Genomic DNA, 23,975 nt, shown 5'->3' with positions numbered 1-23,975 from the left:
TTTGCAAGCCTTATTTCCGCATACTGGCCCAAGATTCTCTCCATGACCATGTGGCCGGTTTATTCAAGCATAAATTCTCACAATTACCGGTTAATCTCATGAACTGCATAAGTCATGTCTAGTTAAATTAACCTCCAAAGATCGACATATTGTGTTTACGACACATAATCATATGAAAATAAGAGAGTTACGTTCGGCGTTCCTATAATGGCGGTGGGTCAGTGCAGCTCCAATTCCCGATTTCTACTCTAATGGATACCAGCGAACGTGACACCACCTACAAAGTAGCTCCCGTTGGTTCCCATGTGTTCCCCCATGGACAAGAATGACGGGCAAAGTTTAACATTGCCTCATTACCTCCCCGGACATGAATGAAGTAAGCTAATTACGCCCCTGCAATTATCATTTTTACCATCTCGGAAGGGCGGCCTGAATTCATATCATGGGAGGTAACGAACGATTATGGTCAAAAAGCTGCTGAGGTTGTTATTGTCGGGTACCATGCTGCTATGTGTTGTAAGCGGATTCACTGCTTCGTCGTCGGCCGAGAATAAAATCGTTATGTCGGGCAATCCGATTTTTACCAGCATTTTCACGGCGGATCCATCCGCCAGGGTATGGGGAGACGGACGAATCTATGTGTATGCATCGCATGATATTTTCCCGTCCAGGGGCAGCGATCTGATGGACAAATATCATGTCTTCTCCTCGGATAATATGGTGGACTGGGTCGACGAGGGAGAGATTCTGAGGGCGGACGACGTGCCGTGGGGAAGGCCGGAGGGCGGATTCATGTGGGCGCCGGACGCCGCTTACAAGGATGGAACCTACTTCTACTATTTCCCTCATCCAAGCGGCAGCAATTGGAATAATACATGGAAGATCGGTGTGGCGACAAGCCAGCAGCCTGCCGCGGATTTCGAGGTGCAGGGCTACATCGAGGGTCTGCCCGGCGGGAATATGATCGACCCCAACGTGTTCCGGGACGACGACGGCACTTATTATTTATACGCCGGCGGCGGGGGAAGCAGCTACGGGATGAAGCTGGACGACGACATGATGTCGATCGACGGTCCCGTTCAAATGTTTTCGGAGCTGGAGGACTTTCACGAAGCGACCTGGGTGTTCAAGCGGGGCAATCTCTATTATCTGATGTACTCCGACAACAATCCCGGCGCCAACCGGATGCGGTACGCGACGAGCTCCAGTCCGCTGGGGCCTTGGCAGAATCGCGGCATCATCCTGGATCCCGTACTGGGCAGCGAAACCTCGCATGGCTCCATCGTGGAGTACAAGGGGAATTGGTATATGTTCTACCATAACGCGCGGATCTCCTCGAACGGCACGCTTCGTTCCGTAGCCGTAGATCGCGTATTCTTCAATCCCGATGGCACGATTCAGAAGGTCGTTCAGACCGAGGACGGTGTTCCGGCCGTAGGACCCCCTTCCCACGCGACGGAGGTCAAATACCATGATCTAGTGAACGAGAATTTCGATGAATATTCGCTCCATACCGAATATGGGATGACCCATGCCGCCGTATCTGTTGGCGGGGGAGCAACCCGATCGGGCGGGAATGTCGAGAATATGCACATTGAGGGCTCCTATATCCAGATCGGCGGCGTTGACGGGGGAGCGGGAGGCAAGGCGCTGCTCACCGTGCTGTATGCATCAGGAGACGGAGGCGCAGCCTTCAAGGCAGACGCTAGCGGCGATCCCGCCGGGGACGGCTATTACCTCCCCTTGCCCGGTACGGGAGGCTGGGGGAATTACACGGGACGGACGAATCGTCTGGTCGACCTGAATCCCGGGGTCGGCAATGTGATCAAACTGACCGGCGGCATGGGCGGAGCCAATGTCTCGCGAGTCATCGTATCCTTGATTCCGGATACCACGGAAGGCACGGAGTATCCCGTTAGCGGCACTAACGTTACGGTCGGAGGAGGCTCGGTCAAGTCCGGTTCGAGCATCGAGAACATGCATATTCCAGGTGCCTACTTCGAGGTGGCCGGCGTGAACGGGGGAGCTGGAGGACAGGCGCAGATGACGGTGGTATACGCTTCGGCGGACAGCTCATCCACCTTTACCGTGCGTGCCGGAACCCATTATTCCGGAAGCGGCGTTCCTTTGACCTTGCCAGGCACAGGAGGTTGGAGCGCGTATACAGGCAACGTCAGCTCCGTCATCACTCTGAATCCCGGTTCGGGCAATGTCATCCGGATGACAGGGGGCATGGGAGGAGCGAACGTCACGCGCATTATCGTCACACCGATGCCGTAACGAGACAACCGCATATCGTCAAGAAGGCTGGTCGTTCCATCTGTTCGCAGCAGGATGGAGCCAGCCTTTTTTTGCCGGAGTGCAATTCACATAGAAGGAGGAGATTCTATGCCTATTGATCCTTACTTCCAAATGATATATATTAATTTTACATTGACATTACTGCAGGTCTAAAAAAGGAGGCGCCATGTCACCACGTACCAAAGAACAGAATGAAGCGATCCGCGAGATACGGATGAACCAAATTATGCAAGCGGCTGCGGAAGTATATTTGGAGAAGGGGATTCAATTGGAAATACGCGATGTTGCGGTCAAGGCAGAGCTCGGTTACGGAACCGTGTATCATTACTACAAAAATAAGCACATGCTGTTGGAAGATTTACTGTGGGATGCCCTGAATCGAACGGAGTCGGCAGTACTGCCCGCTTTGACGGGGGACGGAGGCAGTTTGCTTAAAGCTGACTCGTTCTCCAGGCTGCTCCTGCGGAAGTGCATCCAGGATCCTTCCGTATTTATTTTGCTTAAGACGGTTGCGGATAATTTTCATCACTTTCCGGGAAACCGGTTCAACAAGCTGTTTTCCGATTTTCAGGAACGGATCTATTTGCCGTTTGTGGAAATGATTCGTGAAGGAATCGGTTCCACATCACCGGAGAAAACAGCTAATCTGATATTTGGCTCGCTTGTTGGCTGCGCAGCATTGAACATCCACCACAATATGCGGAACGAGATGGATCTGGAAGGGATCATCGATATGATTTTTTCAGGCATACAGTCAAAGGAGAAATGAATGACATGATCATCCTGAAATCGAGAGCAGAAATTGAAGAAATGAGAAAAGCCGGCCGAATTGTCGCAGCTTTTCATCAAGCAATCGCAGGAATGATCCGGCCGGGTGTCACGACGCTCGATATCGAGTCGTTCGCGGTGCGGTTCCTGAAGGAGAATGGCGCCAAGGCTTATACGATAGGCTATAACGGCTATCCGTTTGCGACATGCGCGTCTATCAACGACGTCATTGCTCATGGTTTTCCGAGCGAGATGCCGCTCAAGGAAGGCGACATCGTCACAATCGATATCGTCGCGGATGCGGATGGCTGGATCGGCGATTCAGCTTGGTGTTATGCGGTCGGCGAGGTGTCGGAAGAATCCCGTAAACTGATGCAGGTAACGAAGGAATGTTTATATCTTGGTATCGAAAAAGCTGTCGTCGGAAACCGGATCGGCGATGTGATGCACGCGGTCCAAACCCATGCCGAGCGAAACGGATTCTCGGTGGTGCGCGATCTGCTCGGACATGGCGTAGGAAGGGAGATGCACGAGGAACCTAATTATCCCCACGTCGGGAAGCCGGGCAAAGGGTTCCGCTTGAAGGAAGGGATGGTTTTTACGATCGAGCCGATGATTAATGCCGGAAAAGCGTCAATGACGGTTGATGCCGACGGATGGACCGCCAGAACCGCTGATGGCTCGCTTTCCGCACAATACGAGCATACGGTCGCCATTACTGCGGATGGCCCGATTATTTTGACCGCACTTTAGTTCAGTGTATCATGAGTAGATTGCAATCGCGGCTTTTCAGATATTCATGTGGATCTTAAGGAAGAATCGAGATCGTTTATTTTAAAGATTGGGTGCCCGGGCTCAAATGTTGATCAGTATATTGCTTCAGCTGTAATCAAGGCCATTAAAATTAAAACATAAACGATGAAAAGCTCCTGAAATTCAGGAGCTTTTCGCATTATTTATTCAGTTCTTGCAATAACTCCTCAAGTTGCTCCTCGGTAATCGTGCCCTGACTAAATGACACCAGACCTCGGAGTGGCATATTGTTCATCAAAGCAGCAACCATTTCGCCTGCTTTTTCTTCGTAGGTCGGTGTGAAGCCAATTGAATCCTTAAACTTCTGGATTAAATCCTGAGCGATTGGTGCTTTTAGCGTATCATTCATCAAATCACCAATCAGCGTGTCCCGGTGATAGGTTATGTTTATCGAAGCTGTAGATTTAACGCTCAGTGTTTGATGCAAAACAATTTCATCGACAGAGCGTCCAATCAGAACGTTAAAATCACCGCTCTCAACATGCCAATCCTTCATTTGAACGTTATAGTAAGCAAAAGATCGTTTATCCAGCGTAAAAGTCACTGTTTTTGGTTCACCAGGGTGAAGCATCATTTTTGCAAACCCTTTCAATTCTTTTGTCGGACGAATGACAGTGCTCTCGATATCCTGGATGTACAATTGGACGATTTCCTTGCCAGCACGCGTTCCTATGTTTTTAACTGTGACACTGACGTTCACTGTATCTGTATCCAGAATTTCTTTGTCACTGATTGATAAATCTGAGTACTCAAACGTCGTGTAGCTTAATCCGTGTCCAAATGGAAACAGGGGCTTAACCTTCTTTGTATCGTAGTACCGATAACCGACGAAGATTCCCTCACGGTACTCGGCTCGATCTTTTTCACCTGGAAAAAATAGATACGAAGGATTGTCGCTTAATGCCATGGGGAACGTCTCGGCTAATTTGCCGCATGGATTAGCTTCACCGTATAGCAGATCGGCAATCGCGCCCCCTACAGCCTGTCCTCCTAAATGCGCTTCTAAAATGGCATTCACTTCAATTTCCCAAGGCATCTCGATGGCGGAACCATTCATCAAGACAACTACAATATTGCTTTGCACACCAGCAATCGCCTCAATCAACTTATTCTGATTAGCGGGTAGTTGGAGGTGGGTTCTGTCATAGCCTTCAGATTCATATCGATCAGGGAGACCGGCGAATATGACCGCCACATCAGCTTGCCTTGCCGCTTCCTTTGCATCTTCGATCAAAGTCTGATCAATGTTATCGTTAACGATGGAATAACCGGGAGCATATCGTACAGATGTAGAATCACCTGCGAGAAGCATTATTTCTTCTAGAGGTACATCCAACTTAGTAGGAACAATTAGAGAGGTTCCTCCCCCTTGGAATTTAGGTTTTTTAGCAAATTCTCCAATGACCGCCACTTTACTTCCCTTACTAAGCGGTAACAGATTGTATTCATTTTTCAACAAAACCATGCTTTCCCTAGCAACAGTTCTGGCTAGCTGATGATGCTCGTTCTTATTGTAAGATACCATGCTTTTTTTATGATCTACATACTTGAATATGACACGCAAAAGTCTTTCAACGGCATTATCAAGTATTTCCATTGAAAGTTTGCCGTTTCTTACGGCTTTGACTATCTTTATGTCTCCATCGTTGGTGCTAGATGGCATTTGAAGGTCCAAGCCTGCAGCGAGTGACTCCACTCTTTGAATTACTGATCCCCATTCCGCAATGACAAAGCCATCGTGATTCCATTCTTCCTTTAAAATATCCGTAAGTAGAAAAGAATTTTCGGAAGCGTACGTACCGTTAACCTTGTTGTATGCACTCATAACGGTCCAAGGCTTCCCTTTCTTAACTGCTCCCTCAAAGCTCGCTAAGTAAATTTCCCGTAACGTTCGTTCATCCACGATAGAGTCAGACGTTAAACGGCGGTTCTCCTGATTATTTGCGGCGAAATGCTTCAGCGAAGTGCCCACCCCTTGACTTTGCACGCCTTGAATTTCGGTGGCTGCCATTTCCGAGGAAAGGTAAGGATCCTCAGAGAAGTAGTCGAAGTTTCTCCCACAGAGAGGCGAGCGCTTGATGTTGGCACCAGGTCCGAGCAAGATTGCAACACCTTCCGCTTGACATTCCTCCCCAATGGCAACGCCTACTTCGTTGATCAATTCTCTATCCCAAGAGCTGGCCATCGCTCCAGCAGAAGGGAAGCAGGTCGAAGAAGCGCTTTCAAAAAGGCTTTCATCATCAGAAGAACCATTCGTCTTACATAATCCATGGGAGCCGTCCTTTACCATAATAGAGGGTATACCAAGCCGTTCGACGCCTTTGAGATGCCAGTAATCAAACCCCGAGCACATGCCTGCCTTCTCTTCCAGTGTCATTTGAGCAATAATTGCTCTTAAATCGCGTTTCATTAAACTCATCCTCTCATGGTAATTAGTTAATGTCATACAACTGAATTCTAATGTCTCTTCTGCCTTATTAATAGTATAATACCTAGATAAATAGTATTTTATTGAGGGGGGTTCAGATATGAGTTCTATATATGGAAAAATTGAACTTCCTTATTTATGTAAACTCCTTTATGAAAATATTCAGTTGCCAATTTGTTATCTGACTGAGGATGACAGTGAGAATATTTATTTTGGCGATTATCAAGTGAACCCTCTGTTTACCGGATGGAGGGAATTCTCGGCTTCGCTTGTCAGAGAGACGCCAGACTGTGAGTTCCCAACCATTCATTCAACAAACCTATTAGAGCAATTTATTGCTCTACCCGTAAAACAAACGGGTGAAAGAATTGGCACAGTGATAATAGGTCCTGCTACCATCGCCAAACCATCTGAAGAAGTGATTAGAAATGTGTTGAATGATAATCAGTTGCCTTCTCATCAAATGCCGTTATGGTCTCGCTATTGGAGCAGCCTTAGAATCACGTCTAAATTACAATTGTTTCATATTGGCGTGCTCGCTCACTTAATCATTAATGGTGAGGCTTTAGAAATAACAGATATCATAGAATACAATTTTAGGCTCGAGACACCATTCAACCTTAAAGACAATGTGGACTTGGTATTGTCTGATATAAGGGAATTCTCCGCCTTACACTCGATACAAGAGGTTGAAAAATTACTGCATATGCATATTAAAAGCGGGAATACAGCCGCGATTATGAATATGATAGCCGAAGGATCATTTGAGGGAGGTGGAACTCTCGCCAAAAAAAGTCATCTTCGAAACCGTAAAAATCTAGCAATCTGTATTATTGCAATTACGACACGAACCGCGATGGAGGGAGGATTATATGCGGAGCTTGCCTATACGCTGAGCGATCTGCACATTCAGCACATCGAGGAATTGCAGGAAGAGCGGGCAGTGGAAGTTGCCATGATGCAAGCTATTTTGGATTTTACCGATCGTGTCCGCCTATTAAGAAAAAGCAGCAATTCCAAACCGATTGAGGTTTGCCGCGAATATATCTTTAACCATTTGTATGAAGATATTTCCCTTGGGAAACTCTCGGAACAGACAGGATTGAACAGTGAATATTTATCCTATTTGTTTAAGAAAGAAACGGGTATCACGATTAGTCATTTCATCCAAAAAGAACGAGTGGAAGAAGCTAAGAAGCTTCTAGATTTCACGAAAGATTCGATCTCTACCATAGCTTTGCGTTTGAATTTCTGTGATCAGACCTACTTTATCAAAGTCTTTAAGAAACATATGGGTATTACACCTAAGCAGTATAGGGATAAGAAAAATTTCACAAATAGATTCCATTCATTCGTATAAGTTAGTCAAACAATTGGAGGAGACGGAATGACCATTATAAGTATTGAGGGTGCAAGTGCTGTTGGAAAAACAAGTACCTCTTCTGAGTTGGCTGCTAGCCACGGGGCTTTTCACATCCCAGAAGTCAATACCTGGTGGAAAGAACGACCTAACCCTGAATATAGAGAATGGTGGTTTGAACGTCAGGCTGACCGATGGAGAATCGCCTTGGAAAACAGGAATAACCATTCATTTGTTGTAATAGACATCGATTTGTTTCAACCTTTCTGGTATAACTGGGCGTATGATTTTACTTTATTTGATAATCAGTCGTTAGAGTTTATAGCCGATTACTATCGAAACTTGATACTAGACCAAAAAATCGGGTTCCCCGACAGATATTATTTACTCGGTTGCAGTGAGGAAGAACTAATTAAACGTAAGAAGGCGGACTCCTCAAGGAAACGAGGCGGCTTTGAGATGAATTTACAGTTCATAAAACCACAAAAACATTATTTCGAAGCACTTAACAAAGAAGTTCCTGGTCTAGTCTGTTTTATTGATTCCGTGAGCATTGATAAAAATGTTGAAGAAATTATTACGTCAGTGCCAAGTTTCACCAATAAACATACTTACTCAATTGAGTTGTTTGATTTTGTAGTCGACTGGCTATCTCGAAATCAAGCAGATCAATTCAGATGAATTATTCTAACGAGAAGTTACCAATATGACCCAAATTTCCGTTGTCCAAAATTATCATCTGGTGTAATCTGGGAGTATCCTTTTAAGAAAGTGAGTAATTATCATGAAAACTATAAAATCAGATGCCGATGCGGTAAGTTGGGGGCGCTGATGCAGACGGAGTTAAAAGTGAAATGGCGGTCTAAGGATACCATAGCGGCGGGTCGTCGCCATACCGTTGGTCTTAAATCGGACGGGACGGCGACGGCTGTGGGTGATAATAAATGTGGCCAATGTGATGTAGGCGGCTGGCGCGATATGGTGGCGGTTGCGGCTGGTAATGTTCATATGGCGACGAACACAGGTAATGCCCATACAATCGGTCTTACATCTGACGGAACGGTGGCGGCTGTGGGTTGGAATATGCATGACCAATGTGATGTAAATGAATGGCGCAATATTGTAGCGGTAGCGGCGGGTTGGCGTCGTAGCGTCGGGCTTAAATCGGATGGCACGGTCGTTGCTGTGGGTCGAAATAATGAAGGCCAATGCAATGTAAGCGGTTGGCGTGATATGGTGGCGGTAACGGCGGGTGACTGGCATACTGTCGGGCTTCAATCAGACGGCACGGTGACGATTGTGGGTAATAATCGGTATGGCCAATGCAATGTAAGCGGCTGGCATGATATGGTGGCGGTAGCGGCGGGTTACCTTCATACCGTCGGGCTTAAATCTGACGGCACGGTGGCGGCTGTGGGTTTGAATAAGCATGGCCAATGCGATGTAAGCGGCTGGCGTGATATGGTGGCGGTAGCGGCGGGTAGTTATCATACCCTCGGCCTTAACTCGGACGGTACTGTGGCGGCTGTAGGTTGGAATGAGTATGGCCAATGCAATGTAAGTGCCTGGCGCGATATTGTGGCGGTAGCGGCGGGTTGCGCTCATACGGTCGGCCTTAAATCAGACGGCACGGTGGTTGCTGTGGGTGATAATGAATATGGCCAATGCGATGTAAGCGGCTGGCGCGGCATCCAACTGCCCGGCAATTAGTTTTCAATTTATATACGAATCGATTCCTCCTAGCCTCGTCTTCCCGGACGGGGCTTTTTGCTGCGCGGCGTGCCCAGCTAAGCACGCCTCTACTAGCCGGTGCGGCAAGTCAAAAAATTGAACATCGATTCTCTCTTTTTTAGAGTTGTTGGCAAGATTCAGGAGCGTTATAATGTAGCATCGCCTTATAGGAATTATCATTTATAATGCTTATATTTTATCGCGAGAATCGAGGGATATCCATGAACGCTTGGATGAAAACGCATAGAGAAGGCTTTGCAGCTTGGACGCTGGAGTCGTCCCGATTATCCGTGACGATCGTGCCCGAGCTTGGCTCCAAGATCGTCTCGCTCCGTAATAAGGAAACCGGGAGAGAATGGCTATGGAGCAGCGGCAAACCGCTGGGGAACCAAGGCTACGCTTCCTCCTTCGGAGACGGGGACGAATCCGGCTGGGACGAGATGTTCCCCGGCATCAATGCCTGTTCGTATCCGAACGGGCCATGGCGGGGCGCCGCCGTGCCGGACCACGGCGAAGTATGGACGCTGCCCTGGGACGCGGCGGCACAAGACGGTAGTCTGCGCTGTTCAGTTGAGGGACGGCAGTTCCCTTACCGATTGGAAAAGGTTATATCCCTTGCAAGCGAGAACACGCTTCGGATCGATTATGAGGTCACGAACGACTCCGATGCGCCGTTCTCGTTCCTGTGGGCGGCCCATCCGCTCCTGCGGGCGGAAGCCGGGATGAAGCTCCGCGTGCCGGACGGACTAAAGACGATCGCGGTCGCCTATTCGGCGGAGGGACGTCTCGGCGAGTTCGGCGCGACCCGCACATGGCCGAGGCCGGATCGACAAGGAGCAAGCCCGCATGCGGGCGGGTCCGTCGACTTAAGCGTCGTGGAGCCGAACGGGGGCCGTTATGCGGAGAAATATTATTTTGCGGACGAGCTGGCGGAAGGCTGGGCGGAGGTTTGCGTTCCGGACACGGACGAAGCGATCGCATTCCGCTTTCCCCCCGAACAGGTGCCTTATCTGGCCGTGTGGGCGAACTACGGCGGGTACGGAGGGCATTACCACTTGGCCATCGAACCCGCGACCGGCATGCTGGACGATCTGGCGTACGCGATGCGCGAAGGAAAAGCCGCGACGGTAGCTCCCCGGGGCAAGTACCGCTGGCATATGGAAGTCGCCGTTCGTTAAGGAAGGGAGACCCGCGATGCAAAGCTTCAAGCGATTGTTTATGAACCGTAGCATAAGGACCAAGCTCGTCTGGAGCAGCGTGCTGATCTCGCTGGTGCCGATGCTCGTGCTCTCCTACATGTTCTACGAATCCAGCACGAGGTCGCTGGAGCGGACGTTGTACCGCAGCGCGAATCAGAATGCGCTATACGTATCGGATTCCCTGAACCAATACTTCCGGGATTTGTCCTCCTCGGCTTTGCAGGTGTACGGCTTCGAGAGGGTCATGAATCTGATGGAGCATGGACGGAACATAACGGACGACGACTTCTTCAACGTGAAGGATTCGCTTAAGAGCTACTATACGCTCGTGTCCAACAAAAACAAGGACAGCATCATCAAAATCATGATTTTCGGCAAAGACAACAAGCTCCGGGACCATTGGTCGCGTGCCGCGAGCTACGATTCCGTTCCCTTCGACGAGAGCATTCCCCACTATGGGGAGATGCTGGATTTGCCGTTTAAGCAATCGCTTTCATTCACGTATGACGACAAGGTGCTGGGCCAGAGCTTCTACGTGTTCGCCATCACGATCTACGACCCGTTCTACCGCAACAAGATCGGCACGCTCGTGTTCTACATCCAGCAGAAGGAGCTGGCCAAGATCGTCGAAGCCAACAATCAGGCCCCTAACGTCATAGCGTTGCGCAACGCGAGGGGAGAGTGGTTCTATCAGACGAACGACGATTATGCCGAGCTGGCGCCGACGATCGAACCTCCCGAGGCAGGGGCGAAAAACAAGCCGAAAACGATCCGGTTTCAGCAGCGGGACGATCTGCTCGTCAGCTCCTCCTATCTCGATAACGGCAACCTGTCGCTTGCGATCGTCTATCCCAATGAAGAGCTCGCGAGACACAGGAGCAACACGCTGCTGATCGCTATCGGCGCCATGGTTTTCGCGCTGCTCTGCATCTCGCTGTTGTCGCTGTTCGCGCAGCACTACGTGACGCGTCCCGTCAAGCAGCTCGGCAGGGCGATGAAGACGGTGCGCCAAGGCAATTTCCACGTGACGCTGCCGCAGACGATGACCTACAGGGACGACATTTCGGAGCTGACGCGCAGCTTTAACTTCATGACGGAGACGATTCGCGAGCTGATCGAGCAGCGGTATCAGATGCAGCTTCGCAACAAGGAAGCACAGCTGCTGGCCCTTCAGATGCAGATTAATCCGCACTTCCTGTACAATACGCTGCAGACCATCGGAGGTAAGGCAGTGCTGATTGGCGATTACGACATCCCCGAGATGTGCCGCTCGCTCGGCGACCTGTTCCGCTACAGCTTCTACGAAGGCAATATGGAGTCGACCATCGGACAGGAGCTGTCGCATATCGGCAACTACCTGTACATTCAGCAGTTCCGTTTCGAGGATTCGCTTCTGCTCGAATTCGACGTGCCGGAGGCGCTCATGGAGACGAGGGTCGTCCGTTTCGTCATGCAGCCCATCGTGGAGAACGCCGTCGTGCACGCGCTCGGCGGTCCCGAGGATCGGCAGCTGCTCATACGGGTCGGTGCGAGCGTCGAGAAAGAAGCCATCGCGTTCTCCGTCTCCGACAACGGTCCCGGCATCGAACCCGGCAAGCTGGCCGCGCTGCGCGCAGGGATGGAGGCCAAGTCGACGGAAGTGTTTCTCGGCATCTCGATCGGCCTGAAGAACGTGCACGAGAGAATTCGTCTGGCCTACGGGGACGAGTACGGCCTGTCCATCGACAGCAAGCCGGGAGAAGGGACGGTCGTTACCGTCCGGATACCTAATCGAAAGCGGGGAGAAACGCATGCTTAAAGTGATGGTCGTGGACGACGAACCGTGGGGACGCCGGTCGGTGAGCAAGATGATCGCGGAGCTAGGCCTGGGCGTCGAGGTGGTATCGGAGGCCCGCAACGGCGCGGAAGCGCTGGCGCTGATTCCGATGGCGAGGCCGGATATCGTGGTGACGGACATGAACATGCCCGTCATGGACGGAGGCCGGTTTCTGGAGCGGCTGTACAAGGAGCATAACGGGATCAAGACCGTCGTCATCAGCGGCCATTCCCAGTTCGAATACATGAAAGCGGCCGTCGCGTTCCAGGCATGCGAATACGTGCTGAAGCCGGTCTCGTACGCCGACCTCAAGAGCGCGATGGAAAAAGCTGTTCAGGCTTGTCTCAGCCGTCAAAGCCAAGAGCAGCGGAGCAGGCTCGCGCACGAGATGCGACGGCTGCGGACGGAGACGTTCCTGCAGAACGTGGCGGGAAGGCGCATCGCGAGCGAAGCCGATATCGTCGCCGGCTCGGCGGAGCTGCTGAGCGATCCGCCGGTCGGGAGGTATCGTCTCGCGGTATGCATGCTGCGCGGTTTCCGCGAGCTAGCGGAGACGAAGTTCCACGGCAACAGCGATCTGCTCATGTACAGCGTGGAGAACATGCTGAACGAGGTGACGAGCGGAGCCGCCCTATACGCGTTTAAATCGGACGACAGGCAACGGCTATGCCTGCTGCTGCCCGATGAAGGGATGGACCTTCAGGCCGCGCGGGAGCTGCTGCGCCCGTTCCATGAGGCGATGGTCCGCGTGCTGGGGCTGGGCGTGGTCGCGGGACTAAGCGCGTCGCGGGATCGGCTGGCCGGCTTGCCGGAAGCGCTCGCGGAAGCCCAGGAGCGACTGGGAGGCAACCCTCTCTGCGGGGAGGGCTTCCAGATCCGTTCCGAACAAGAGGATCGAAGCCCGGCGGATGGAGCGGAGCTGCTCACCGTCTTCAACGCGAAGCTGCTTCAGCAAGCCATTGCGGCCGGGCAGCCGGCTGCCGCGCGCCGGCTGCTTGCGGATTTCGCCCGCAAGGCGGAACTGTCGCGAGCGCTCACCATCCATGGCGCGCAGAGGGAGCTGCGCAAGCTCATCGACGCGGCCGGGAGCGGTTGGCAGGCGATCGCCGCCGCCAGTCCGTTCCTGGCCAGTCCGGGGACGGTCGACGGCATCGCGAGTCTGGCCTCGCTGCTGGATTACGTCGCGCGGTTCTGCGAAGCCGCGGACAGCGCCGCCGGAGAGAAGCCAATGGGCGAATCCTCGAACGCCATGAGGGAGATCGTCGCTTATTTGGACGAACATTATTTCGAAGACATCGGGCTGATCGACATCGCGACCCGCTACCATCTCGATCCCAGCTATCTGAGCCGGCAATTCAAAGCGGCCACGGGAGAGAATTTCATCGAATACGTGACCCGCAAGCGGATGGAGAAGGCGTGCGAGCTGCTGCGCGAGCCGGACCGCAAGATCAACGACATCGCGGAGCTTGTGGGCTACGAGAACCAGCGCTACTTCAGCCAGGTGTTCAAGAAGTTCACGGGAGCCACGCCGACGGAGTATAGGGAGTCGCCGGTTGTCGTTCCGCGACATGCAAAAAATTGAACATCGCATCCCCATTTTATTTTATTCCTAATGCGATGGCGGACCGTTAATATGGGATTCAAGGACGAGGACGCTCGCTCCGGCAAATGAACCAAAAAGGGGATAAGAATATGGACAAAAAGCTTAGCCTTGGTCTGGCGGCCGCGATGCTGACCGTATTATTGTCGGCTTGCGGCAGCGGCGGCAACGGAGGAGCTCCCGGCGCGACCTCCGCGGAATCGGATGGCGCGACCGCGGAAGCGACGGCAACGGCATCGCCGGCGCCGGAAGAGAAACCCGTCACCATTTCGTTCATGCATTTCAAGAGCGACGTGACGGACGGCATCAACAAGATCATCGAACAGTTCGAGTCGGAGAATCCGAACATCACGGTCGACGTCGAACCGGTCAAATACGACGATTACTACACGCTGCTCAAGACGAAGCTGGCAAGCGGCGACATCGTGGATGTCTTCACGCTCAATGCGGGCGGCTCGACCAAGATGTTCCGCGATGGCGAATACTTGGAGGATCTGACGGATCAGTCATTCATGCAGAATTTCGATCCCGGCGTTCTCGCGGAGCAAGCGACGGATGGACGCAACTTCATCATGCCGCTGAACGCGGGACCCATCGCGGTCTTCTACAACAAGAAAATATTCGCCGAGCTAGGCATCGAAATTCCGACGACGTACGACGCGTTAATGGGTGCGGCGCAGCAGATCAAGGACGCGGGCAAGACGCCGTTCGCGCTGGGCTGGAAGGACGGCTGGACGCTCGGCATGTGGCTGAGCCGCGACTTCCCGAGCCATACGGCGCTGATTGAGAAGCAGACGGATTTCTTCGACAAGCTGGAGAAGGGCGAAGCGAAATTCGCAGACAACCCGGCGGTCAAGACGACCATCGCGCATGCGCTCGACATGTTCAAATTCGGCAACAAGGATCAGCTCGGCGTGGATTACAACGGCGCGATCGACCTGTTCGCCCGCGAGGAAGCCGCCATGATGTATATGGGGACGTGGCCGCTTGCCGATATTCAGAAAAAAAATCCGGAGCTCTACGAGACGGGCATGGGGTACTTCCCTTATCCATTCAGCAACGACGCTTCTGAACAAGCTTGAGTTCAATCCAGACGCTTCGCTGGCGGTGAACAGCCAGTCGGAGAACAAGGAGGCCGCTTTCAAGTTCCTGGCTTATCTGTCCAGCAAGGCGGGCGGGGACGCGTGGGTCGAGAACGTCCAAACGCTCAGCTACGTGAAGGGCGCGTCCACGGACATCGCTCCCGCCATGGCGGATCTGAAGCCGTTCTTCGACAATGGCCAGCTCTACAACTCGCAAGTGTTCATCACGACGACGATCGACTGGAATTCGCAGTTCACCCAATACGTGCAGAAGGTGTTCTTCAACAAGTCGACGCCGGACGACGTGATCAAGGATCTCGACGACTGGGTTGCCAAAAATCACAAATAATTCAGGCTTGACGACGCGAGCGGCATAGGCGAAGCCTATGCCGCTTACGCGTGAAGGGAGAGGAAACGCATGAGAAACTTGGCTCGGGGCTTGCGCCGCGAGATGTGGTATTTATTATTTCTTGTTCCGGGCGTGCTGCTGTTCACGTTCGCGGTCATCGTGCCCTTCGCGACGGGGATTCGTTATTCATTCACCGATTGGGACGGCGTCGCCCGCACATTGACGTATACCGGTATTGAAAACTACGTGAATGCGATGCAAGATTCCGACCTCTGGACGGTTCTTGGCAACACGTTCAAATACGCCATCATTCTGACGATTCTCGTCAATCTATTCGCGATTCTGTTCGCCTTGCTGCTCGACGCTTATTTGCCTATGCGGAACCTGTTCCGGACGATCTTCTTCCTGCCCGGCGTCATCTCGGTCGTGCTCGCGGGGTTTATCTGGAGCTATAACTACAGCCAAGGTTTTCCCAAGCTGCTGTCGTATGTCGGGATCGACGCCACCAGCCCGCTGGGCAATCCGGATCACGCGCTGATCGGACTCATTATCGTAGCCGTCTGGCAAGGCGTCGGAACACCGATGATCATCTATATCGCGGGTCTGCAAAATATTCCGGCCGAGCTGGTCGAGAGCGCGCGCATCGACGGCGCCGGCGTCTTCCGCGTCTTCCGGAGCGTGACGCTTCCGCTGCTCGCCCCGTCCGTGACGATCAACATGCTGCTCGTGCTGACGGGTTCGCTGAAGGTGTTCGATCTCGTCTACGTGACGACGAACGGCGGCCCCGGATTCGCCACTGAGGTTATCTCGACGTTCATCTACAAAAACGCGTTCGCCTCCTTCAAGGCGGGGTACGGCATGGCGCTGTCGACGATTTTCTTCGTCATCCTTGTCATCGTCACCGTCGTGCAAGTTTCGATCTTCAGGAAACGGGAGGTGGAGCTGTAATGAAAGGCATCAAACCGCTCGTATTCGCCGGAGTGTCCGTCTTGGCGGTCGTGTTTCTGTTTCCGCTTTACGTGGCGCTCCTCATGGCGCTGAAGTCGGCCAAGGAGACGTTCGATTCGTTTTATTCGCTGCCGGCAAGACTCGATTTCTCCAATTTCTCTTATGCGTGGGAGACGTCCAACTACCTGTCGGCCTTCGTGAACAGCGTCATCGTCACCGGGCTGTCGACCGCGCTCATCCTGGTCGTATCCGCCCTGAGCGGCTATGCGATCGCTCGCGGCAACAAGCCGTTCTACCATTTCATTTTCCTGCTGTTCCTCTCCGGCATGATGGTGCCGTTCCAGGTGACCATGCTGCCGCTGTACCAGCTCGGCAAGTCGTTCGATCTGCTGAACAGCTACTGGGGCATTATGATCATCTACGGCGGATTCGGGGTGCAAACCGGCGTGCTGCTCTTCACGGGCTTCGTGCGGGGGATCTCGCGCGAGATCGAGGAAGCCGCGCGCATCGACGGGTGTTCGACGCCCGGCATTTTCGTCCGGATCATCATGCCGCTGCTGAAGCCGGTTACGGCGACGGTGCTGGTGCTGAATGCCTTGTACATCTGGAACGACTTCTTGTTGCCGCTCTTGTATTTGCAACAGGACGAATACCGGACGATCCCGTTGCAGCAATACTTTTTCTTCGGGCAATACAGCAGCGACCTGAACCTTGCGTTCGCTTACGCGGTCATGGGGCTGATTCCGATCATCGCGTTTTTCTTGTTCATGCAGCGCTACATCATCAAAGGCATTGCCGCAGGGGCAGTCAAAGGTTAATTCGGAAAGGGGAATCGTCATGGCAATCACATATTACGAGCAAGAGCGGCTGTTCGAGCTGCGAACGCGCCGAACTTCTTATCTATTCGGGGTGAACGGGAAAGGCACGCTTCAACATGCCTATTGGGGCGAGCAGGTGGAAGCGGCGGAATGCGCCGGACTGCTGAAGGGCAGACATCACAGTTCCTTCGACGCGGATATCGACAGAGAGACGGAGGAGTTCGGCGGATGGGGCGGCAGTCACTATGCCGAGCCGGGACTGAAGGCCACATTCGCGGACGGCGTTCGCGATCTGAAGCTCGGCTACCGGGGGTATGCCATAACGGGAGATGACGCGCTCGCGATCGAGCTCCAGGATACCCACTACAAGCTTCTTGTCCGCGTCCACTACAAGGTAATCGAAGAGCACGACATCATCGAACGGCGGGTGACGATCGAGAACCGGGAGTCCGCGCCCGTGCGGATCGAGCAGGCGATGGCAGCCGTGTGGGCGGTGTCCGGAAGGCAACGATACCGGATGACGCATGTGGCGGAACGCTGGGCCGGCGAATTCCAGCTGCGCTCCGCGATGCTGACCGAAGGCAAGAAGACGATCGAATCGCGCCGCGGCTTTACGGGGCCTCACGCCAACCCTTGGTTCGCGATTGACGACGGCGAAGCGTCGGAGACGCATGGCGACGTTTGGTTCGGCGCGCTGGGCTGGAGCGGCAATTGGAAGATCGTGGCGGAGCTGTCCGCGTTTGGACACGTCCGCGTCGTCGGCGGCGTCCATGACTTTGACGGCGCGTTCTCGCTTGCGCCGGGAGACGCCTACGAATCCCCGGTTTTCGTCGGCGGATATACGCTACGGGGGTTCGGGGAGATGAGCAGGCTGCTGCACCGCTACGAGAGAGCGCATGTGCTCCCTACGGGCGAGCTGCGCAAGGTGCTGTACAATTCGTGGGAGGCGACGGAATTCGACGTGCGGGCGGAGGAGCAGCTGGAGCTCGCGCGCCGGGCCGCCGCGCTCGGCGTGGAGCGGTTCGTCGTGGACGACGGCTGGTTCGGGGCGAGGAACAGCGACCGCGCCGGATTGGGCGATTGGCAGGTAAACCGTGACAAGTTCCCGGAGGGGCTGGAGACGCTAATCGGCGAGGTGAAGTCGCTTGGCATGGAATTCGGCTTGTGGGTGGAGCCGGAATCCGTCAATCCTGACAGCGACCTGTTCCGGCGGCATCCGGAATGGATCTATCGGTTCCCGACGCGCGAAGGCACGCAACTGCGCAATCAATATTCGCTGAACCTGGGGTTGCCCGAAGTGAAGGATTTCGTGCTTGGCTTCATGACGGAGCTGTTAACCTCGTACGACATCAAGTTTATTAAGTGGGACATGAACCGGACGATTACCGAGCCAGGCGCGGACGATCCCGGAATGCCGATCTGGCTGGCGCATGTCAGCCATCTGTACGAGATTTGGGCCGAGCTGCGAACAAGGTTCCCGGGCGTGGAGTTCGAGACCTGCGCGGGCGGTGGCGCCCGAATCGATCTTGGCATTCTGCGCTACGCAGATCAAGCCTGGATCAGCGACAATACCGACGCCCGCGACCGGCTCGCCATTCAGGAGGGATTCTCGTACGCCTACTCTCCGGCCGTCATGATGTGCTGGGTGACGGGATCGCCGAGTGGCTTGGGCGGGCGGAGCTTGCCGTTGTCGTACCGATTCCATAGCGCGATGATGGGCGGACTCGGTATCGGGGCCGACATCGGCGGTTGGACGGACACGGAGATGGAGGAGGCGCGGGGTTTCGTGGCGATGTACCAATCGATTCGTCATATCGTGCTGCAAGGCGACTATTACCGGCTTGCGCCTCTCGGCAGAAGTAACCTTGCCGCGTATCAATACGTGACCGAGGACCGGTCCGAGTCGGTCGCGTTCGTCTTTCTGCACGCCCAGCATTTCGGAGGGGAGGAGCGGAGAATCCGTCTGGAGGGGCTGCAACCGGACGCCGCTTACGAAGTGACGGCGAACGACGGCGAACCGACGGCGCTTCACGGCTCGACTTTAATGCGGGCAGGTTATCCGATTATGCTTAGGGGCGATTATGACAGCTGGCTGCTGCGCCTAAGACGGCTATAACGCCGCGCAAAAAAGCGCACATTAACTGCACAAATTATAAATAAGGAATCCCTCTGGGGCGTTCGTTCTTATCCGCGTTCTATCCTTTAGGTTCGTTTTGGAATTTGGAAGGAGAGACGCCCATTATCTTCTTGAACATGCGGGAAAAATAATAAGGGTCGGGGAATCCGAAGTCAGCAGCAATCTCTTTTATGGATAAACCGGTCAGGCACAGCTGCTGGCCGGCTTTTTGCATTTTGAGGCGCAAATAGTAATCGACCGGCGGAAACCCGGTCTCTTGTTTAAAAAGATAGATAAGATGCTGTTTAGAGATTCCGGTGTGCGAAGCAAGTTCGGTTAACGTTAAGTTGCCATGAAGCCGAGAGCGCATCAAATGCATGGCGCGCTCCAGATCGTTCTCCCTTTTGCGAGATCGGCTCGAGCCGGCGGCGTTCAGTCCAATCGTTCCGATCATTTGGCCGATCGTTTGCGAAACGTGAACCTGAACGGGAATGGAATAGGGTTTATCTGTCATGAGCCCATAACAGAGGTCGAAACATTCCATAATGCCGGTCTGAAGGGCTAAAGAGAGGGTGACGGGGGATCTCCCCAAGCCAAATAGCCGCAGATAGGAAGCGACATTCTCGCCTTTCAGGTGAAACCAGTAAATGCTCCAAGGGGATTCCGCCGATGCGCCATAGCGGTGCGGAACGCCAGCAGGGATAATGGCCAATTGCCGGTTTGCAATAGGAAAGGATTTGCCCTCCATTTCCACCCATCCGGACCCGCTCTCGCAATAGATCAGAATATGGGCATCGCACCCTTCCGGTCGTTCCCTGTAATGATATTTAGCCCGAGGAAAATATCCGATATCGCTGAGGTAAAAATTTTTGATAAGTTCGGTATTCGATAGCTCGACCGCGACATAATCGGGCAGTACAAATAGCTTTTCTTCTGGAAACCCTTTTTGTTTTTGAATAGTGGACATGTCCTTCGCCCCCAACCAATGGCCTATTTTCAACAAAATCCGAATTTAATCCATTATAATCCGAATTATATCGATTTTCTAGATGGTTTCGAAGTTATACACTAAGAATATCAAACGAAGGAGGTTGCATATGTCAAAACCAACAACACATACGGAAGATGCGAAGCCCGTTCGCATTTGGGAAGAAATCGTTGCTATTCCTACCTATGGAATCGGAGCTCCAGACCGCAACCCGATGTTCCTGGAAAAACGCGTTTATCAAGGAAGCTCGGGAAAAGTGTACCCGCATCCGGTCATCGATAGGATTGAAGACGAAAAAAATCTTCGAAACTATCGATTGGCCGTTCTGGAGAACGAGTATATTCGAATAGAGATCATGCCCGAGCTGGGGGGACGGATCTACCGCGCTTTGGATAAAACGAACAGTTACGACTTCGTTTATTACAATAGAGTCATCAAACCGGCACTGGTCGGACTTGCCGGTCCGTGGATTTCGGGAGGCATCGAATTCAACTGGCCGCAGCATCATCGTCCGAACACTTACGGACCCGTCGAGCACGTAATCGAAAATCGCGAGGACGGAAGCGCAACCGTTTGGGTCAGCGAGATTGACCGCATGTACGGCACGAAGATGACGGCTGGTTTCACGTTGCGCCCCGGTAAAGCGTACTTGGAGATATCGGCTCAGCTCTACAACCGGACTCCGGAGCCGCAGACGTTTCTTTGGTGGGCGAATCCGGCGGTCGCAGTAAACGACAATACCCAATCGGTATTCCCTCCAGACGTTACGGCGGTATTCGACCACGGCAAACGGGATGTATCCAAGTTTCCGATCGCGACCGGTACTTATTACAAGATGGATTATTCGGAGGGCGTGGATATATCCCGTTACCGCAACATTCCGGTGCCAACCTCGTATATGGCGTACAAGTCGGACTATAACTTCGTTGGCGGATATGATCACGGCGTTCAAGCCGGGTTGCTGCACGTCGCTAACCATCACATTTCGCCAGGGAAAAAACAGTGGACATGGGGGAACGGCGATTTCGGCCAAGCGTGGGATCGCAATTTGACTGACGAAGACGGTCCATACATCGAATTGATGACCGGCGTTTACACGGACAACCAACCGGATTTTACTTGGCTTGCCCCTTACGAAGAAAAATCGTTCAAGCAATATTTTATGCCTTATAAGGACATCGGAATCGTTAAAAACGCCTCGATCGATGCCGCCGTGAACCTTGAGATAGACGACCGGACGCGCGAAGCGACCGTGCTTGGGTATGCAACTTCGGTCTTCAATGGCGCGATTGTCGAATTGAAGGGTAAGAGACGCACGTACTTTCAAGAGAAAGTCCTTCTTTCGCCCGAGTCGACCTACAAGAGGACCATCGTGTTAGATGAAGAGGATCGGAACCATGATCTTTATATTTCGATTCGCAGCAATGAAGGAAAGTTGCTGGTCTCCTATAAACCGGCTGAACCCGCTATCGAACAAGTTCCGGAAGCAGCGAAGCCTCTTCCGGAACCTGCGGAGTTACGAACGAACGAAGAGTTGTATCTCGCGGGCCTTCACCTTGAGCAATACAGGCACGCAACGTTCGAACCGGAAGCTTACTACCTGGAAGGGTTGAAACGCGATCCATCCGATATTCGGATTAATGTCGCATACGGGACGCTGTTATTGAAAAGAGGCCTCTACTCCGAAAGCGAGACGCATTTTAGAGCTGCGATCGGAAGAGCAACATGGCGCAATCCGAATCCGTACGACGGAGAAGCCTACTATCAGCTTGGATTGTCCTTGAAAGGGCAAGGGAGAACGGACGAAGCTTTTTCAGCCTTTTACAAATCGACTTGGTCGGCTGCATGGCAAGATGCCGGATACTTATCGCTTGCGCAAATCGCTATGCAAAGACAATCTTACGAGGAAGCGCTGGACCTTTCCGAAAGGTCTCTCGTTCGGAATTCCCGCAACTGTAAAACGCGAAACGTGAAGACGGCAGCTCTGCGCAAACTCGGACGAACGGAAGAAGCAATCGCTTCCGCCCGCGGGACGATCGGCTGTGATGTCGCCGATTTCGGAGCACGTTTCGAGCTTAAGCTAGCGTTAGAAGCAGCTGGTGAAATGGAAGAGGCTCAGAACGTGTATGAACAATTGATGCTGCTTATGCGCGGAGACGTTCATAACCATCTTGCGCTCGCTTCCGATTATGAGCAGGCGGGACTTTACCGCGAATCGATCGAAGTCATGTGCATGATCGTGCCTTCGGATACCTATTCGGCGTACCCGCTCGCTCATTACGCGCTCGCTTATTTGTTGGACCGTGCCGGAGACGCTGCAGGCTCCATCGGCCATCTACGCGCAGGCGGAAATTCTGCGCCGGATTATTGCTTCCCGAACAGCCTGTTCGAGTTGCTCGTGCTGGAGAGCGCGATTCGAGCTAACCCGGCTGATGACAAGGCGCATTATTATTTAGGAAATTTGCTTTATGACAAGAAGCGGCACGCGGACGCCATTTCCGCTTGGGAAGCTTCCCGCGAAATAAACGATCGATTCCCAACCGTTCATCGCAACCTGGCGCTCGCTTACTACAACAAGTCAGGCGACTCGGAACTCGCAAAGGTGTCCATGGAAAAAGCTTTTTCGCTGGACGAAGAAGACGCCCGGGTATTTTTCGAACTCGACCAATTATATAAAAAGCTGGGAGTTGCGCCTGAACGACGCTTAAGCATGCTTTCCGCTCACAAGCCGACTGTAGAACTTCGGGACGATCTTTATCTTGAGTACGTTACGCTTCTTAATGCAGCCGGTCTGCATCGTGAAGCGCTGCAGGCCCTTGAAGCTCGTATGTTCCATCCTTGGGAAGGCGGCGAAGGCAAAGCTACGGGGCAGCATGTACTTGCCCATGTAGAGCTGGCTAAAAAAGAACTTGCTGCTTTGCGATTTTCGGAGGCGGCCGAATACCTTGAAGCGGCGTTGGTTTATCCTGAGCGCCTGGGAGAAGGCAAATTGGAAGGCGCCCAGGAGAATCATGTTTACTATTACCTAGGTCTAGCCAACGAAGGTCTTGGCCGAACAGAAGCTGCCGATTCAAGTTACCTTAAAGCATCCAGAGGGCTTGTCGAGCCGGCCGGCATGATGTACTACAACGATCAACCGCCCGAATCGATTTTTTACCAGGGGCTGGCATGGCGAAAATTAGGCGTCGAGAAGGAAGCCATGCGCCGATTCCACAAGTTGATCGATTACTCCGAGAAACATTTGCGTGACGATGTGAAATTTGATTATTTCGCCGTTTCGCTGCCTGATTTTCTCGTATTCGAGGACGATTTGAACAAGCGGAACAGGATCCACTGTCGGTTCATGCGCGGACTCGGTTTGATCGGTCTAGGACGACATTCGGAGGCAAGAGAGGAGCTTGAAGCGACCTTGGCGATGGATATGAATCATTCGGGCGCGAGAATCCACTTAGAGATGCTTTCTTAGTCGAGAGAGCGGTTGTAGCAATAATCAAAGGGCATTAGATCTTAACGAAAAAAGCTCCTGGAGTTCAGGAGCTTTTCTCGTTTTTCGAAACCATGAAAGGTAATTCCTTCCTCTTATGTTCGCAAGCATGCCTGCTCTGGATACGAAGGTGGTCGTCTTCGACAGGGCGCCCCGAACACCTCGGAGCGCCCT

The 23,975-nt window shown here is 52.8% G+C and carries 17 protein-coding genes; 15 read left to right on the top strand and 2 right to left on the bottom strand.

Annotated features, from left to right (window positions below):
- The first annotated feature begins 462 nt into the window (after nucleotides 1–462).
- From RB620_RS19785 to map, 3 genes are all read left to right on the top strand, one after another.
- Nucleotides 463–2,280, top strand: a complete 1,818-nt coding sequence (locus tag RB620_RS19785; protein WP_308097274.1) for a family 43 glycosylhydrolase — start codon at nucleotides 463–465, stop codon at nucleotides 2,278–2,280.
- 187 nt (nucleotides 2,281–2,467) lie between these two features.
- Nucleotides 2,468–3,070, top strand: coding sequence for a TetR/AcrR family transcriptional regulator (locus tag RB620_RS19780; RefSeq protein ID WP_308097272.1), 603 nt, complete (start codon nucleotides 2,468–2,470; stop codon nucleotides 3,068–3,070).
- A gap of 5 nt (nucleotides 3,071–3,075) precedes the next feature.
- Complete coding sequence (map, locus tag RB620_RS19775) at nucleotides 3,076–3,822, top strand: type I methionyl aminopeptidase (RefSeq protein WP_308097270.1); 747 nt, start codon at nucleotides 3,076–3,078, stop codon at nucleotides 3,820–3,822.
- A 199-nt stretch (nucleotides 3,823–4,021) separates the two neighbouring features.
- Here the strand turns inward: map and RB620_RS19770 are convergent, their stop codons facing one another.
- The gene (locus RB620_RS19770; RefSeq protein WP_308097269.1) at nucleotides 4,022–6,292 is read right to left on the bottom strand and encodes a glycoside hydrolase family 3 C-terminal domain-containing protein; all 2,271 of its coding nucleotides are present in this window, start codon (nucleotides 6,290–6,292) and stop codon (nucleotides 4,022–4,024) included.
- Between the two features lie 118 nt (nucleotides 6,293–6,410).
- On the opposite strand from RB620_RS19770, the gene RB620_RS19765 reads away from it, so the two are divergent.
- The 11 genes from RB620_RS19765 to RB620_RS19715 all read left to right on the top strand — a co-directional run bounded on the left by RB620_RS19765 (nucleotide 6,411) and on the right by RB620_RS19715 (nucleotide 19,329).
- Nucleotides 6,411–7,670, top strand: coding sequence for a helix-turn-helix domain-containing protein (locus tag RB620_RS19765; protein ID WP_308097268.1), 1,260 nt, complete (start codon nucleotides 6,411–6,413; stop codon nucleotides 7,668–7,670).
- 27 nt (nucleotides 7,671–7,697) lie between these two features.
- Nucleotides 7,698–8,351 carry an ATP-binding protein gene (locus RB620_RS19760; RefSeq protein ID WP_308097266.1) on the top strand — a complete coding sequence of 218 codons (654 nt, stop codon included), beginning with the start codon at nucleotides 7,698–7,700 and terminating at the stop codon, nucleotides 8,349–8,351.
- A 150-nt stretch (nucleotides 8,352–8,501) separates the two neighbouring features.
- A complete protein-coding gene (locus RB620_RS19755; RefSeq protein WP_308097288.1) occupies nucleotides 8,502–9,380 on the top strand; it encodes an RCC1 domain-containing protein in 879 nt (292 codons plus the stop codon).
- Between the two features lie 242 nt (nucleotides 9,381–9,622).
- Nucleotides 9,623–10,579 (top strand): aldose epimerase family protein, encoded by a 957-nt coding sequence (locus tag RB620_RS19750; RefSeq protein ID WP_308097265.1) that lies wholly within the window; start codon nucleotides 9,623–9,625, stop codon nucleotides 10,577–10,579.
- 16 nt (nucleotides 10,580–10,595) lie between these two features.
- The gene (locus tag RB620_RS19745) at nucleotides 10,596–12,398 is read left to right on the top strand and encodes a sensor histidine kinase (protein ID WP_308097264.1); all 1,803 of its coding nucleotides are present in this window, start codon (nucleotides 10,596–10,598) and stop codon (nucleotides 12,396–12,398) included.
- Nucleotides 12,391–13,998, top strand: coding sequence for a response regulator transcription factor (locus RB620_RS19740; RefSeq protein WP_308097263.1), 1,608 nt, complete (start codon nucleotides 12,391–12,393; stop codon nucleotides 13,996–13,998). Before RB620_RS19745 ends, RB620_RS19740 begins: the two co-directional genes overlap by 8 nt.
- A 110-nt stretch (nucleotides 13,999–14,108) precedes the next feature.
- Nucleotides 14,109–15,098, top strand: a complete 990-nt coding sequence (locus RB620_RS19735; protein ID WP_308097261.1) for an ABC transporter substrate-binding protein — start codon at nucleotides 14,109–14,111, stop codon at nucleotides 15,096–15,098.
- The gene (locus RB620_RS19730) at nucleotides 15,004–15,447 is read left to right on the top strand and encodes a type 2 periplasmic-binding domain-containing protein (RefSeq protein WP_308097291.1); all 444 of its coding nucleotides are present in this window, start codon (nucleotides 15,004–15,006) and stop codon (nucleotides 15,445–15,447) included. The genes RB620_RS19735 and RB620_RS19730 overlap by 95 nt, the downstream gene beginning before the upstream one ends.
- A 69-nt stretch (nucleotides 15,448–15,516) precedes the next feature.
- Nucleotides 15,517–16,395, top strand: coding sequence for a carbohydrate ABC transporter permease (locus RB620_RS19725; protein WP_308097259.1), 879 nt, complete (start codon nucleotides 15,517–15,519; stop codon nucleotides 16,393–16,395).
- Nucleotides 16,395–17,213 carry a carbohydrate ABC transporter permease gene (locus RB620_RS19720; RefSeq protein ID WP_308097258.1) on the top strand — a complete coding sequence of 273 codons (819 nt, stop codon included), beginning with the start codon at nucleotides 16,395–16,397 and terminating at the stop codon, nucleotides 17,211–17,213. Before RB620_RS19725 ends, RB620_RS19720 begins: the two co-directional genes overlap by 1 nt.
- Nucleotides 17,214–17,232: 19 nt before the next feature.
- Entirely contained in the window at nucleotides 17,233–19,329 is a 2,097-nt protein-coding gene (locus RB620_RS19715) for an alpha-galactosidase (protein WP_308097256.1), read from the top strand.
- Nucleotides 19,330–19,408: 79 nt separating this feature from the next.
- On the opposite strand, the gene RB620_RS19710 is transcribed toward RB620_RS19715, so the two are convergent.
- Nucleotides 19,409–20,296 carry an AraC family transcriptional regulator gene (locus RB620_RS19710; RefSeq protein WP_308097254.1) on the bottom strand — a complete coding sequence of 296 codons (888 nt, stop codon included), beginning with the start codon at nucleotides 20,294–20,296 and terminating at the stop codon, nucleotides 19,409–19,411.
- A 130-nt stretch (nucleotides 20,297–20,426) separates the two neighbouring features.
- Here RB620_RS19710 and RB620_RS19705 point away from each other — a divergent pair, with 130 nt between their 5' ends.
- Nucleotides 20,427–23,783 (top strand): DUF5107 domain-containing protein, encoded by a 3,357-nt coding sequence (locus tag RB620_RS19705; protein ID WP_308097253.1) that lies wholly within the window; start codon nucleotides 20,427–20,429, stop codon nucleotides 23,781–23,783.
- Nucleotides 23,784–23,975: the final 192 nt, after the last annotated feature.

It is taken from the genome of Paenibacillus sp. LHD-117, from assembly GCF_030929555.1.
Taxonomy (GTDB): domain Bacteria; phylum Bacillota; class Bacilli; order Paenibacillales; family Paenibacillaceae; genus Pristimantibacillus.
This window is presented reverse-complemented; position numbering and strand designations above follow the sequence as displayed.